The 12,954-nt window shown below is 66.5% G+C and carries 14 protein-coding genes; 8 read left to right on the top strand and 6 right to left on the bottom strand.

What is annotated here, in order from left to right; all coding sequences use genetic code 11:
* Positions 1-7 precede the first annotated feature (7 nt).
* The 5 genes from Q4S45_RS20205 to Q4S45_RS20185 are packed head-to-tail and all read right to left on the bottom strand — an operon-like array spanning position 8 to position 6,119.
* Complete coding sequence (locus Q4S45_RS20205; RefSeq protein WP_305507197.1) at positions 8-1,312, bottom strand: ABC transporter substrate-binding protein; 1,305 nt, start codon at positions 1,310-1,312, stop codon at positions 8-10.
* A gap of 49 nt (positions 1,313-1,361) precedes the next feature.
* Positions 1,362-2,420, bottom strand: coding sequence for a branched-chain amino acid ABC transporter permease (locus Q4S45_RS20200; protein ID WP_305507196.1), 1,059 nt, complete (start codon positions 2,418-2,420; stop codon positions 1,362-1,364).
* Positions 2,421-3,317, bottom strand: a complete 897-nt coding sequence (locus Q4S45_RS20195; RefSeq protein WP_305507195.1) for a branched-chain amino acid ABC transporter permease — start codon at positions 3,315-3,317, stop codon at positions 2,421-2,423.
* Between the two features lie 10 nt (positions 3,318-3,327).
* Complete coding sequence (locus Q4S45_RS20190; RefSeq protein ID WP_305512159.1) at positions 3,328-4,131, bottom strand: ABC transporter ATP-binding protein; 804 nt, start codon at positions 4,129-4,131, stop codon at positions 3,328-3,330.
* Positions 4,131-6,119 (bottom strand): long-chain fatty acid--CoA ligase, encoded by a 1,989-nt coding sequence (locus tag Q4S45_RS20185; protein WP_374046060.1) that lies wholly within the window; start codon positions 6,117-6,119, stop codon positions 4,131-4,133. Before Q4S45_RS20185 ends, Q4S45_RS20190 begins: the two co-directional genes overlap by 1 nt.
* A gap of 88 nt (positions 6,120-6,207) precedes the next feature.
* Between Q4S45_RS20185 and Q4S45_RS20180 the strand changes: the two genes are divergently transcribed.
* The 8 genes from Q4S45_RS20180 to Q4S45_RS20145 all read left to right on the top strand — a co-directional run bounded on the left by Q4S45_RS20180 (position 6,208) and on the right by Q4S45_RS20145 (position 12,338).
* The gene (locus Q4S45_RS20180) at positions 6,208-6,894 is read left to right on the top strand and encodes a Crp/Fnr family transcriptional regulator (RefSeq protein ID WP_305507194.1); all 687 of its coding nucleotides are present in this window, start codon (positions 6,208-6,210) and stop codon (positions 6,892-6,894) included.
* A gap of 216 nt (positions 6,895-7,110) precedes the next feature.
* The gene (locus tag Q4S45_RS20175) at positions 7,111-8,928 is read left to right on the top strand and encodes an aminopeptidase P family protein (protein ID WP_305507193.1); all 1,818 of its coding nucleotides are present in this window, start codon (positions 7,111-7,113) and stop codon (positions 8,926-8,928) included.
* The gene (locus tag Q4S45_RS20170; protein ID WP_305507192.1) at positions 8,929-9,195 is read left to right on the top strand and encodes a hypothetical protein; all 267 of its coding nucleotides are present in this window, start codon (positions 8,929-8,931) and stop codon (positions 9,193-9,195) included.
* Positions 9,182-9,925, top strand: coding sequence for an MgtC/SapB family protein (locus Q4S45_RS20165; protein ID WP_305507191.1), 744 nt, complete (start codon positions 9,182-9,184; stop codon positions 9,923-9,925). The genes Q4S45_RS20170 and Q4S45_RS20165 overlap by 14 nt, the downstream gene beginning before the upstream one ends.
* A gap of 14 nt (positions 9,926-9,939) precedes the next feature.
* Positions 9,940-10,518: a DUF924 family protein gene (locus Q4S45_RS20160; RefSeq protein ID WP_305507190.1), complete on the top strand. Its 579-nt coding sequence runs from the start codon at positions 9,940-9,942 to the stop codon at positions 10,516-10,518.
* 1 nt (position 10,519) lies between these two features.
* Positions 10,520-11,335: a Rossmann-like and DUF2520 domain-containing protein gene (locus Q4S45_RS20155; protein WP_305507189.1), complete on the top strand. Its 816-nt coding sequence runs from the start codon at positions 10,520-10,522 to the stop codon at positions 11,333-11,335.
* The gene (locus tag Q4S45_RS20150) at positions 11,332-11,832 is read left to right on the top strand and encodes a GNAT family N-acetyltransferase (RefSeq protein ID WP_305507188.1); all 501 of its coding nucleotides are present in this window, start codon (positions 11,332-11,334) and stop codon (positions 11,830-11,832) included. Before Q4S45_RS20155 ends, Q4S45_RS20150 begins: the two co-directional genes overlap by 4 nt.
* Before the next feature lie 140 nt (positions 11,833-11,972).
* Positions 11,973-12,338: a hypothetical protein gene (locus Q4S45_RS20145; RefSeq protein ID WP_305507187.1), complete on the top strand. Its 366-nt coding sequence runs from the start codon at positions 11,973-11,975 to the stop codon at positions 12,336-12,338.
* 10 nt (positions 12,339-12,348) lie between these two features.
* Here Q4S45_RS20145 and Q4S45_RS20140 read toward each other — a convergent pair whose 3' ends face one another.
* Positions 12,349-12,948, bottom strand: coding sequence for a molybdopterin-dependent oxidoreductase (locus Q4S45_RS20140; protein WP_305507186.1), 600 nt, complete (start codon positions 12,946-12,948; stop codon positions 12,349-12,351).
* Positions 12,949-12,954 lie beyond the last annotated feature (6 nt).

Below are 12,954 nucleotides of genomic sequence, written 5' to 3'. Positions count from 1 at the left end.
GATCAGGTCAGTTCATGCAGGCCGGGGTGATCTTCTTTTCGGCCGCATACGCCATTGACGATTCCTCCAGCAGCTTGCGGGTCAGCGCCTTGTCGCCCACGATCCAGTTTGGCGTGATGGCGACCCATTTGCTGCCGTTCCACTGCTGCACCTTGACGGCGCCCGAGCCTTCATGGTCGTCGCAGCTGGTCTTCACGGTCGGGAACATGCCGAACACGCCCAGCGCTTTCTGGCGCGCCGCATCGATGTTCAGGTTTTCCAGGCCCCAGCGAATCTGCTCGCCGGTCATCACTTTGCCCTTGCCGAATTTTTCCTGCGCGGTGCGGATCGCTTCGACCCACAGCACGCCCAGCGTCATGCCGCGCATGTGATACACCGATCCGATGCGGGCCTGGTCCGACAGGTTGCCCTTGCCGGCCGCGTATACCTTCTTGCGGATGTCGTCGATCAGCGGGTAGTTGCCCGGCGTGTTGAAGGTCATCGAGCTGTAGCCCTTGGCCGCTTCGCCCGACGGGATGGTGTCTTCCTCGGAACCGGCCCACCACACGCCCAGCATTTTCTCGCGCGGGAAGCCGTTGCGCTGCGCGGTCTTGATGGCGACCGAATTCATCACGCCCCAGCCCCACAGGATCACGTGGTCAGGCTTGGCCTGGCGGATCTGCAGCCACTGCGACTGCTGTTCGTTCCCCGGCGGCGCGACGGCGATCTTCAGCAGTTCGAAGCCATACTGTTTGGCCTGCGCCTCCAGCACCGGCAGCGGCTCCTTGCCGAACGGGGAGTCGTGATACAGGTAGGCGATCTTCTTGCCCTTCAGCTTGGCCATGCCGCCTTCCTTCTCGCCCAGGTACTTGATCATGCCGGCGGCCTGGTCCCAGTAGCTGGTAATGAGCGGGAAGACATACGGGAACACCTTGCCGTTGGCGGCGTCCGAGCGGCCGTAACCGAGCATCGTCATCGGGATTTTGTCATTGGCGACGCGGTCGAGGATGCCGTAGGCGATGCCGGTGGACAGCGGCTCGACCAGCGTGGCGCCGCCGTGCTGGGTCTTCAGACGCTCATAGCATTCGACGCCGCGCGACGGGTTGTACTCGGTCTCGCACTCTTCCCACAGGATCTTCACGCCATTGACGCCGCCGTTGGCGTTGACCAGGTTGAAGTAGTCGATGGCGCCGCCGTAGAATCCTGAGCCGCCGGCCGCATAGGCGCCGACACGGTACGACGGCAGCGCCACGAACTGGTCGGCCGCCTGCGCCGCCTGGGTGAATGCGCCGAACAACGCCGCGCACAGCATGATCGATTTGAAGCCTTTCATTCTCGTCTCCTCATTGTCACTGCATTGAATCGATTGCTACCTGCTGTTCCTAGTGCGGGAACGGCCACAGGCGCAACTTCTCTTTACCCACTTGCCACAAGCGCGCGAGGCCATGCGGCTCCACGATCAGGAAAAATATGATCAACGCGCCAAACACCATCAACTCGAGATTGGATGCGAAACTGGTCGGCAGGCCGAGGAAGTGGCCGAACATATTCAGCATCACCGGCAGCAGCACGATGAAGGCGGCGCCGAGGAAGGAGCCGAGCACCGAGCCGACCCCGCCGATGATAATCATGAACAGGATGCGGAACGACAGGTCCAGGTTGTACGCTTCCGGCTCCACCGTGCCCAGGTAGGCGAAGGCGTACAGCGCGCCGGCCACGCCGCAGTAGAACGAGCTGACCGCGAACGCCATCAGCTTGGTCGGCAGCGGGCGAAAGCCGATCACCTCGGCCGCCATGTCCATGTCGCGGATCGCCATCCAGGAGCGGCCGACGTTCGAGCGGATCATGTTCTTGGCCAGCAGCGCGAGGAAGGCGACGACCGCCAGCACGAGCAGGTATTTGCTGGCCGGCGTATTGAACTGGTAGCCGAAGATCTGCATGCGCTGCACCGTCACCACGCCCGACGCGCTGTAGTTGGTGAGGTAGGGGATCTTGGTCAGGCACCAGACCACGAAAAACTGCGTCGCCAGCGTGGACGCGGCCAGGTAGAAGCCGCGCACCCGCAACGACGGCAGACCGAACACGATGCCCACCAGCGCCGCGCACAGCCCCCCCAACACGAACGCCAGCAGCATCGGAATGCCGGGGACGCGGGCGATGAAGTTGAACGAGGCGTAGGCGCCGACCGCCATGAACGCCGCGGTTCCCAGCGAAAGCTGGCCGGCGTACCCGGTCAGGATGTTCAGGCCCAGCGCCGCCAGCGCGAAGATCAGGAACGGGATCAGGATCGCCGACAACAGGTAGGGCGTGGCGAACAGCGGCACGATCACCGCGGCAAGCACCAGCAGCGCGGCGAGGGCGATGCGATCCTGCCGGATCGGGAAGATCTGGCTGTCGGACTGGTAGCTGGTCTTGAACTGGCCGGCTTCGCGGTAGAACATCTAGATCCTCCGGATGATTTTTTCGCCGAACAGGCCTTCCGGCCGGACCAGCAGGAACAGCAGGGCGAGCACATAGGGGAACCAGCCTTCGATGCCGCCGCCCACCATCGGGCCGATATACACCTCGGCCAGCTTTTCGGAGGCGCCGATGATCAGGCCGCCCACGATAGCGCCGGGGACTGACGTGAAGCCGCCGAGGATCAGCACCGGTAGCGCCTTGAGCGCGAGGAAGGTGAGGGCGAACTGCACGCCGTTGCGGGCGCCCCACAGGAGGCCCGCGACCAGCGCCACCAGGCCGGCGACCGACCAGACGATGGCCCAGATCCGCTGCAGCGGGATGCCGACCGCCAGCGCCGCCTGGTGGTCGTCGGCCACCGCGCGCAGGGCCCGGCCCACCTTGGTCTTCGAGAACATCAACGCGAGGGCGATCACCAGCACGGCGCAGATGCCGGCGGCGGTCATGTCGAACTTCGACACCAGGATGTTGAAGTTGTCCATCAGCCAGGGGATCGGCACGTCCTCGATCGGCAGGTCCAGCTTGTGAACCTGCGAGCCCCACACCAGCTGCGCCAGGCCCTCGATGAAGAAGGCCAGGCCGATGGTGGCCATGAACAGCGTGATCTCGGGCTGGTTGACGAGGGGGCGCAGCACCACCTTCTCGATCGCCAGCCCCAGCGCGATCATCACCACGATCGTGGCGGGAATCGCGATCCACATCGGCACGTGGAACTTGTCGACCATGCCCACGCAGGTGAGCGCGGCGAAGAACACCATCGCGCCTTGCGCAAAGTTGAACACGCCGGAGGCCTTGTAGATCAGGACGAAGCCGATCGCCACCAGCGCGTACATCACGCCGGAAAGCAGGCCGCCGATCAGCACTTCGAAGAAAAAGCTCATGGATGCAGTCCTAATGGGCCGCGCCGAGGTAGGCGCGGATCACCTCCTCGTTGGCGCGCACTTCGTCGGGTGTGCCGTCGGCGATCTTGCGGCCGTAATCGAGCACCACCACGCGGTCCGAGATATCCATCACCACGCCCATGTCGTGCTCGATCAGGACGATGGTGGTGCCAAACTGGTCGTTCACGTCGAGGATGAAGCGGCACATGTCCTGCTTCTCTTCGACGTTCATGCCGGCCATCGGCTCGTCGAGCAGCAGGATGTCCGGCTCGGCCGCGAGCGCCCGTCCCAGCTCGACGCGCTTTTGCAGACCGTAGGGCAGGCGCCCCACCGGCGTCTTGCGGATCGCCTGGATCTCGAGGAAGTCGATGATCTCCTCGGCCTTTTCGCGGTGCGCCAGCTCCTCGCGCCGCGCCGGCCCCCAGTACAGCGCCTGCATCAGGAAGTTCGACTTCATCTTCAGGTTCCGGCCCGTCATGATGTTGTCCAACACCGTCATGCCCTTGAACAGCGCGATATTCTGGAAGGTGCGCGCGATGCCGGCCGTGGCGGCGCTGTGGCAGTCCATGTTGCGGCGCTGGACGCCGCGCAGCGAGATCGATCCCTGCTGCGGGCGGTACACTCCATTGATCACGTTGAGCATCGAGCTCTTTCCCGCGCCGTTCGGCCCGATGATGGCGCGGATCTCGTGCTGGCGCACGTCGAACGAAATGTCGGTCAGCGCCCTGACCCCGCCGAACGCCAGCGAGATGTTCGCCAGGTCGAGGATCACCGGGCCGACCTTGCGGGCGAGCGCTGGCTGGTTCATGTCCATCACGCGGCAGCCTCCATCGGCGGCCAGGTTTTGGCCTCGGCGATGCGCAGATCGGCGCTGGCGGTGCCGACGCGCCCGTCCTCGAACCGGACCTGGGTGCTGATGAACTGCGAGGCCTTGCCTTCGTACAGGGCGGATATCAGCACCGCGTATTTTTCGGCGATGAACTTGCGGCGCACCTTGCGGGTGCGGGTCAGCTCCTCGTCGTCGGGATCGAGCTCCTTGTGCAGCACCAGGAAGCGGTGAATCTGGGTGCCGGCCATGTTGGGCTCGGAGGCCAGGTCGGCGTTGACCTTCTCGACGCAGTCGCGCACCAGGTCATAGGTCTGTGGGTTGCCCGCCAGGTCGGTATAGCCGGAATAGGCGATGTTGCGCCGCTCGGCCCAGTTGCCGACGGCGTCCATGTCGATGTTGATGAAGGCGCAAACCTGGTCGCGGCCGTTGCCGAAGGCGACCGCCTCTTTGATAAACGGGAAGAACTTCAGCTTGTTCTCGATGTAGTTGGGCGCGAAGATGGCGCCGCCGTTCATCTTGCCCACGTCGGCGGCGCGGTCGATGATCTTCAGGTGGCCGTCGCGGTCGAACATGCCGGCGTCGCCCGTGTGGAAATAGCCGTCGGCGTCGATCACTTCGGCGGTGGCGTCCGGCCGCTTGAAGTAGCCGTCCATCGTCGCCGGCGACTTCACCAGCACTTCGCCGTTGTCGGCCAGCTTGACCTCCACGCCTGGCGCCGGCAGCCCGACGCTGTCGAACTTGATGTTCCCGTCCGGCTGCAGGCACACGTAGGCGCAGGTTTCGGTGGACCCGTACAGCTGTTTGAGGTTGACGCCGATCGAGCGGTAGAAGCGGAACAGGTCGGGGCCGATCGCCGCGCCGGCGGTGTAGGCCACGCGCACGCGCGAGAGCCCGAGCACGTTCTTCAGCGGGCCGTACACCAGCACGCGGCCGATGGCGTATTGCAGGCGGTCGCTTGCGGACACCGGCTTGCCATCCAAAATCGCGGAGCCGCAGCGGCGCGCCACGTCCATGAAGTGGTGGAACATGCGGCGCTTGATGGCGCCGGCGTCCTCCATGCGGATCATCACGGTGGTGAGCATGTTCTCGAACACGCGCGGCGGCGCAAAATAATACGTCGGGCCGATTTCGCGCAGGTCGGTCAGCACGGTGTCGCCCGACTCGGGGCAGTTGACGGTGAAGCCGGCCACCAGCGCCTGCGCCAGCGAGAACAGGCAGTCGCCCACCCACGCCATCGGCAGGTAGGACAGGATGTCTTCGTGGTCGGTCAGCTTGTCGAAGCCGACGCCGCCCATGCCGGCCGCGATCAGCGCGGCGTGCGACTGCACCACGCCCTTTGGCTTGCCGGTGGTGCCGGAGGTGTACAGGATGATGGCCGGGTCGCTGCCCTGGCCCGCCTCAACGGCGGCGTCGAACCTGCCGGGATTGGCCTGGTCCCATGCGCGGCCCAGTTCCTGCAGGGCGGCGAAGGCGACCACGCCGGCCTGGTGGTAGTGGCGCATGCCGCGCTCGTCCTCGTAGACGATGTGGCGCAGTTTGGGGCATAGTTCGGTCAGTTCGAGCAGCTTGTCGACCTGCTCCTGGTCTTCCGCCACGGCGAATGCGATGTCGGCGTCGCCCAGCACGTAGGCCATGTCGGCGGCGGGGGCGTCCTGGTACAGCGGCACCGGCACGCCGCCCAGGCACTGCGCGGCCAGCATCGCCCAGTACAGGCGCGGCCGGTTGTCGCCGATGATGGCAAGGTTCATGCCGCGGCCGAAGCCGAGCGAGGCCAGGCCGCAGGCCAGGTCGCGCACTTCGCGATTGACCTCGCTCCAGCTCCAGGTCTGCCAGATGCCGAGATGCTTTTCGCGGAAGGCCGGGCGCGCCGGCCGCTGCTGGCCGTGCGCGCGCAGGCGCCGCGGAAAAGTCTGCAGTTGCGAGCTGTCCGATGTATCCACCAGGTCCCCTGTTGTTGGCTGCGCCGTGCGCATTTTTTGTGTGATGATATTAGCTTGTGGTTGAGTCCGATGTTGTCTTTTGAGTGACAATTGGGGACACTTTCGATGCTGCACCGCACAAATGACATCACACACACAGACACTGACTGAACACCTGCGATCGACCATCTGGGCGCGCGGCCTCACGCCGGCCGAGATGGCGCGCGTGGAAGCCGACTGCTTCGAGCAGTTCGTGCCCAAGGGCGGCTTCGTGTGCCGCAAGGGCGAGGCGCTCGAATACTGGATCGGCATCATCGACGGGCTGGTCAAGATCAACAATTTTTCGCCGTCGGGGAAGAACGTGACCTTCGCGGGGGTGCCGGCCGGCGGCTGGTTCGGCGAAGGCTCGCTGCTCAAGGACGAAGCGCGCAAGTACGACGGCATGGCGCTGCGCGACACGCGGGTGGCGCGCATGCCGCGCGCGACCTTCGACTGGCTGCTCGAAACCAGCCTGCCGTTCAACCGCTTCCTGCTCATGCAGCTCAACGAGCGGCTCGGCCAGTTCATCGGGCTGGTGGAGAACGACCGCACGCTCGATGTCGACACGCGGGTAGCGCGCTGCTTGGCCGCGATGTTCAACTCGCACCTGTATCCGGGGCTCGAAGCGATGGTGCAGATCTCGCAGGAGGAGATCGGCTATCTGTCCGGCGCTTCGCGCCAGCGCGCCAACCAGGCCTTGCAGCTGCTGGAGAAGGAAGGGCTGGTCAGGCTTGATTACGGCGGCATCCGGGTGCTGGACCTCAATGGCCTGCGCCACTTTCAGGCTTAGATTGAGCGAAGAGGTGGCGCACGCTCAGCATAGGTTCCTGCCTCCGCAGGAACGACATTTTTATGCCAACTAGATAAATGCTTGTCGTTCCTGGGCTCGGCGCCCCCCTCGTCAGGAACCCATACTGAGCATGCCCGTGCCTCTCCGCTCGATTCAGCATGAGGTTCCTGCCTTCGCAGGAACGACAAACGGGGGCGCTGGTAGTATCATGGAGACATGCAAAATTCATCTTCCCTCTCCGAGCGCGCCGCCATGCTGGACAAGCTGCGCACCGTGATGCGCCGCGAGCGCATCGACGCCGTCCTGATTCCATCGGCCGATCCGCACCTGTCCGAATACCTGCCCGGCCGCTGGAAGGGCCGCGAGTGGCTGTCCGGCTTCACCGGCTCGGTCGGCGCCTTCATCGCCACGAGCGACTTCGCCGGCGTGTGGACCGACGCGCGCTACTGGGATCAGGCCGAGGTCGAACTGGCCGGCAGCGCGGTGTCGCTGATGAAGATCCCGTCGGGCGCCAGCCTGCTTTACATCGACTGGCTGGCCGCCAACCTGCAGAGCGGCCAGACGGTCGCCGTCGACGCCCGCGTGCTCGGCCTGTCCACCGCGCGCCTCCTGGCCGACGCCTTGGGCGCGCGCGGCATCAAGCTGCGCACCGATATCGACCTGCTCGACGAAGTCTGGGCCGACCGTCCCGCGCTGCCGGCCGAACCGGTGTTCGAGCACGCCGCGCCGCACGCCGTGGCCAGCCGGGCGGACAAGCTGGCGCAGGTGCGCGCCGAAATGGCCAGGCTTGGCGCCACCCGCCACTTCATTTCGACTCTCGACGACATCGCCTGGCTGTTCAACCTGCGCGGCGCCGACGTCAATTACAACCCGGTGTTCCTGGCGCACGCGCTGGTGGGCCTTGACCGCGCCACGCTGTTCGTCGGCGACAACAAGGTGCCGGCCGACGTCGAAGAGCGCCTGCGGCTTGATGGCGTCGAACTGGCCAGCTACACGCAGGCCGCAGCGGCGCTGGCCGCGCTGGGCGCCGGCGAAGTGCTGCTGATCGATCCGCGCCGCGTCACCGCCGGCATGCGCGCCGCGGTGCCGGCCGGCGTCAAGGTGGTCGAGTCGATCAATCCGAGCACCTTCGCCAAGTCGAAGAAGTCGGACGACGAAGCGGTCCACGTGCGCGCCACGATGGAGCAGGACGGCGCCGCGCTGTGCGAATTCTTTGCCTGGCTTGAAGTGCGCCTGGCCGACAAGCGCCGCGGACCGGCGACCGAAATCGACATCGACACCCATATCTGCGCCGCGCGCGCGCGCCGGCCCGGCTTCATCAGCCCGAGCTTCGGCACCATCGCCGGCTTCAACGCCAACGGCGCCGTCATGCACTACCGCGCCACGGAACAGGCCCATGCGATCATCGAAGGCGACGGCCTGTTGCTGATCGACTCCGGCGGCCAGTACCTCGGCGGCACCACCGACATCACCCGCGTGGTGCCGGTGGGGACGCCGTCCACCGAGCAAAAGCGCGACTTCACGCTGGTGCTCAAGGGCGTGATCGCGCTGTCGTCGGCGCAGTTCCCGCGCGGGACCAAATCGCCAATGCTCGACGCGCTGGCGCGCGCGCCGATCTGGGCCGCGGGCGTGGACTACGGCCACGGCACCGGCCACGGCGTGGGCTTCTTCCTGAACGTGCACGAAGGCCCACAATCGATTTCGCCGACCACCATGCCGGAGCCGCACACGGCGATGGAACCGGGCATGATCACCTCGGTCGAGCCGGGCATCTACCGGCCTGGCCGCTGGGGCATCCGGATCGAGAACCTGGTGCTCAACGTCGCCGCGGAATCCACCGAGTTCGGCGACTTCCTGCGCTTCGAGACGCTGACGCTGTGCCCGATCGACACCCGCTGCCTCGATCTGTCGCTGCTGCGCCCGGACGAAATCAAGTGGCTCAACGACTACCACGCGCAAGTGCGCGCGCGCCTGTCGCCGCACGTCGACGGCGCCGCGAAAGCCTGGCTCGACGAACGCACGCGGGAGGTCTGAATGGCCGGCCCACGCTCCACCCGCGCCAGCGCCGCGGTCGACCGCCTGAAGAACCGCAGCGGCAACCAGGGCTATTCGATGGCGCGCACCGGCGACGGGCTGTTCTTCCTCAGCGAGCGCCCCGGCGCGCCGCCGTTGTGCGAGCCGCTCGAACTGGACGCCTTCGTCGCTTTCGTCAACGGCCTCGGGCCGCAGGTGGCGCGTCGCGTCAGCAAGCTCGATGTCGCCTTCGAAAAGCAGCTGGTCAAAAAAAATGCCGACACCTGACATGCTGGCGGCCTACTGGACCGGTCCGGAGATGGCCGCCAACGGCATCATCCTGCTCAACCTGATCGGCGCGCTGCTGCTTGGCCTGCTGGTCGGCTACGAGCGCTCCTACCACGGCCGCGCCGCCGGCATGCGCACCTACGGCATGGTGTGCATGGCGTCGGCCGCGCTGACCATCATCGGCGGGTATCCGGGCCTGTGGTACGGCGCCCACGCCGGGCCGCTGATCGTGGCCGATCCGACCCGCATCATCCAGGGCGTGGTCACCGGCATCGGCTTCCTCGGCGCCGGCGTGATCATGCGCGAAGGCTTCAACATCAGCGGCCTGACCACGGCGGCGTCGATCTGGGCTTCGTCGGTGATCGGCATCCTGGTCGGCATCGGCTTCTACCTGGCGGCGATGGGGCTGGCGTTCCTGGCGTCGATGATCATGATCTACCTGCACCGCATCGAAGCGTGCCTGCCGTCGCGCCACGCCGTCGCCATCATGATGCGCTTCAAGAAGGACTTCACGCCGGTCGAGGCCACCCTGCGCCGCGTGGCGCTGGAGCGCGGCTACGAAATCGCCGGCGGCACGCTGGCCATCGGCGCTGTCGGCGGCGCGCAGGAATGGCGCTTCGTGGCGCTGGCGCTGTCGCGCAAGAGCGGCGCCACCTTGTCCGCTCTGGCCGACGAACTGGCCCGATTCGACGGCATCGACAGCTTCCAGCTGTCGCACGCCCGCAATTAAGGAAACCTCCAACAATGCATTCTCAAGAAGTACTCGATTTCTGGTTCCTGCCGCCGGCGGCGGAGGGCCATGGCAAGCCGCGCGACGAATGGTTTCGCAAGGACGCGCGCTTCGACGCCGCGATCGCCGAGCGTTTCGGCGGCGCCATCGCGCTGGCCAAGGCCGGCGGCCTGCGCGAATGGGACCAGCAGGGCGCAAAGGGCACGCTGGCGCGCATCCTGCTGCTCGACCAGTTCACCCGCAACGCCTTTCGCGGCACGCCGGAATCGTTCAGCGGCGACGCGCTGGCGCTGGCCGCCGCCATCGAGCTGGAGGCCTCCGGCGCCGACCGCACCCTGGCGCCGATCGAGCGTTGGTTTGCCTACATGCCGTTCGAGCATGCCGAGGACGCGCGCATGCAGGAAAAATCGGTCACGCTGTTTGCCGAACTGGCCAGGGACAGCCATGACTTCGACGGCGCGCTCGATTACGCGCACCGGCACCGCGGCGTGATCGCGCGCTTCGGCCGCTTCCCGCATCGCAATGCGATCCTGGGACGCGCCTCGACGCCGGAGGAACTGGCGTTCCTGAGCCAGCCCGGTTCCGGCTTCTGACGTGGCGCTCACGCTCAACATCGTCGGCGCGGGGCACTTGGGCCGAACGCTGGGCCGGCTGTTCGCCGCCGGCGGCGTCTTCGCCGTGCAGGATGTGCTGACCCGGTCGAAGGCCAGCGCGAACGACGCGGTGGCCTTCATCGGCGCCGGCCGCGCGGTGGATTCGGCCACGACGATGCGCCATGCCGACGTGGTGATGCTGGCGGTGAGCGACGACCAGATCGAGGCGGCGTGCGAAGCGCTGGACGGCGTCGACGGCGTGGTGGTATTTCACTGCAGCGGCGCGAAATCTTCGGCCGCGCTGCAATCGGCCGCCGCCAGGGGCGCGCTGACGGCCAGCGTGCATCCGGTGCGCAGCTTCGCCGATCCCGAGAACGTGGCGCGCGACTTTGCCGGCACCTGGTGCGGCATCGAGGGCGACGCGCGCGCGCTGGCGCTGCTGGAGCCGGCGTTTGCCGCGATCGGCGCGCGCCTGGTGGCGATCGACCCGGCGGCGAAGACCGTGTACCACGCGGCCTCGGTGTTTGCCTCCAATTACCTGGTGACTGTGCTCGATGCGGCCTTGCGCGCCTATCAGGCGGCGGGCATACCGGAATCGGTGGCGCGCGAACTGGCGCGGCCGCTGGCGAGCGAAACGCTGGAAAACGTGTTCCGGCTCGGCGCGCGCGCCGCGCTCTCGGGCCCGATCGCGCGCGGCGACTTTGCCACCGTCGCGCGCCAGCAGGCGGCGCTGGATGGCTGGCAGGACGAGGCCGGGCAGCTGTACCGCGCGCTGGCGGACGCCACCACGTCGCTGGCGAAGCGGGATAAACCATGATCCGCAAGGCGGTGGCGGGCGACCGCGCGCAGGTGCTGGCGCTGTACAAGCTGGTGGCGACGGTCCCGGACGGCATCGCGCGCACGCCGGAGGAAGTGACCGGCGAGTACATCGACGGCTTCATGCACAAGGCGGCGACGAACGGCGTCGAACTGGTGTGGGAAGAGGGTGGCCGCATCCTGGGCGAGATCCATGCGTCCAATCCGGGCATCGCTGCGCTGGCCCACCTGCTGACCGACCTGACGATCGCGGTCGCACCGGACGCGCAGGGACGCGGCGTGGGGCGCGCGCTGTTCCAGGCGCTGCTGGACGAAGTCCTCGCGCACATGCCGCACATTCACCGCGTCGAACTGTTTGCCCGCTCATCGAACCTGCGGGCGCGGGCCTTGTACCACTCGCTCGGCTTCGTCGACGAAGGACTGCTGCGGGCCCGGGTCAACAACTCGCGCGGGATTCCGGAAGACGACACCCTCATGGGGTGGCTGCGGCCGGCGTGAAGCGCAGCGACTGTTGCTCACATGCAAAAAAGATGCGATAAAGCATCGACTTTCGTGCCATTTCGCAATAAGCTCAACTCTCCAGATGTTTTAATTGAGCAACTCCCCGCGTCGGGCGGGCGCTGTTACCGAAGGAGAGCATGATGCTGTTTTTGAAGAGCACCGCCGTCACCAGAGCCCCTGGGATCTACGAGCTGGACATCGCCGCGAAGCCGCCCGGCAAGACCTTCGGCATTTTCCTCGCCACCGATCCGGACAATCCGCCCACCGAGGTGCTGACGGGACTGTCGCTGCTGGGGTTCCACAACACGCATCAGCAAGCCTATACCCACAAGGACAAGGGCAAGGTGCTCGACCTGCATTTCCAGAAAAACGGCACCGACCTGTTCAACGGCTGGAAAACCGAAGAGTGCGCCGCCAACATGGCCGCCATCGAAGCGTTGTTCGCCGGCATCGGCCTGAAAATCACGCCGCGGGTGATGACGCTGGCCGAAGCCTACGCCTGATATCAGCCCCTTACTGCACCTCGATGTGATACAGCGCCCACGGGCATTCGCCGAAGCGCTGCTCCACCGGTTTCGACGCCAGTTCCGCCACCCGGTCGGCGTCGATCACCGCCCATAAGGGACCGAGCCCGCCCAGCGGCATCGGCTTGCCGTCCAGCTGCAGCGCCACCATGAAGCGCTGGCGGCGCGCCTTTTCCACGCTGATCGTCACGGCGTAGCCGTCCACCGCGCGCAGCACCAGCCTGGCCGTATCGGGCAGCCTGGCGCCGGCGGCCGCAAGCACGTCGAGCAGCAACGGGCCGCGCAGGCTGTGGACCTTGCCGTCGTACTCGAGCGTGGGCCGGACCGTCGCCGCGGGCAGGCGCTCCAGCGCGGCATAATCAAAGGCGAACGCGCGCTCGAAGCTGATCTTCTGCTTGTGCATCATCTGGTCCAGCGCGGGATCGAACGGGCCGCGATTGGTCCTGTCGATGTTTCCGGTGACCGTGAGCAGGGCCGGGCCGCTGGGGGCGGCGCCGGGCGCCGCGAAGGCAGGGGCGGCGCCGGGCGCCGCGAAGGCAGGGGCGGCGCCGGCCAGTGCGGCGGCGCCGAGGAATTGGCGTTTGTTCATGGCGCT

The organism is Massilia sp. R2A-15, assembly GCF_030704305.1.
Taxonomy (GTDB): Bacteria; Pseudomonadota; Gammaproteobacteria; order Burkholderiales; family Burkholderiaceae_D; genus JAFCUW01.
Note: the sequence above shows the minus strand (reverse complement) of the source record. Positions and strands in the feature narration are given on the sequence as shown.

What these genes read in the sequence shown, in the direction of transcription:
- Q4S45_RS20205 (WP_305507197.1), bottom strand. Translation starts at nt 1,312, where the DNA reads ATGAAAGGCTTCAAATCGATCATGCTGTGCGCGGCGTTGTTCGGCGCA.
- Q4S45_RS20200 (WP_305507196.1), bottom strand. Translation starts at nt 2,420, where the DNA reads ATGTTCTACCGCGAAGCCGGCCAGTTCAAGACCAGCTACCAGTCCGAC.
- Q4S45_RS20195 (WP_305507195.1), bottom strand. Translation starts at nt 3,317, where the DNA reads ATGAGCTTTTTCTTCGAAGTGCTGATCGGCGGCCTGCTTTCCGGCGTG.
- Q4S45_RS20190 (WP_305512159.1), bottom strand. Translation starts at nt 4,131, where the DNA reads ATGGACATGAACCAGCCAGCGCTCGCCCGCAAGGTCGGCCCGGTGATC.
- Q4S45_RS20185 (WP_374046060.1), bottom strand. Translation starts at nt 6,119, where the DNA reads ATGCGCACGGCGCAGCCAACAACAGGGGACCTGGTGGATACATCGGAC.
- Q4S45_RS20180 (WP_305507194.1), top strand. Translation starts at nt 6,208, where the DNA reads ATGACATCACACACACAGACACTGACTGAACACCTGCGATCGACCATC.
- Q4S45_RS20175 (WP_305507193.1), top strand. Translation starts at nt 7,111, where the DNA reads ATGCAAAATTCATCTTCCCTCTCCGAGCGCGCCGCCATGCTGGACAAG.
- Q4S45_RS20170 (WP_305507192.1), top strand. Translation starts at nt 8,929, where the DNA reads ATGGCCGGCCCACGCTCCACCCGCGCCAGCGCCGCGGTCGACCGCCTG.
- Q4S45_RS20165 (WP_305507191.1), top strand. Translation starts at nt 9,182, where the DNA reads ATGCCGACACCTGACATGCTGGCGGCCTACTGGACCGGTCCGGAGATG.
- Q4S45_RS20160 (WP_305507190.1), top strand. Translation starts at nt 9,940, where the DNA reads ATGCATTCTCAAGAAGTACTCGATTTCTGGTTCCTGCCGCCGGCGGCG.
- Q4S45_RS20150 (WP_305507188.1), top strand. Translation starts at nt 11,332, where the DNA reads ATGATCCGCAAGGCGGTGGCGGGCGACCGCGCGCAGGTGCTGGCGCTG.
- Q4S45_RS20145 (WP_305507187.1), top strand. Translation starts at nt 11,973, where the DNA reads ATGATGCTGTTTTTGAAGAGCACCGCCGTCACCAGAGCCCCTGGGATC.
- Q4S45_RS20140 (WP_305507186.1), bottom strand. Translation starts at nt 12,948, where the DNA reads ATGAACAAACGCCAATTCCTCGGCGCCGCCGCACTGGCCGGCGCCGCC.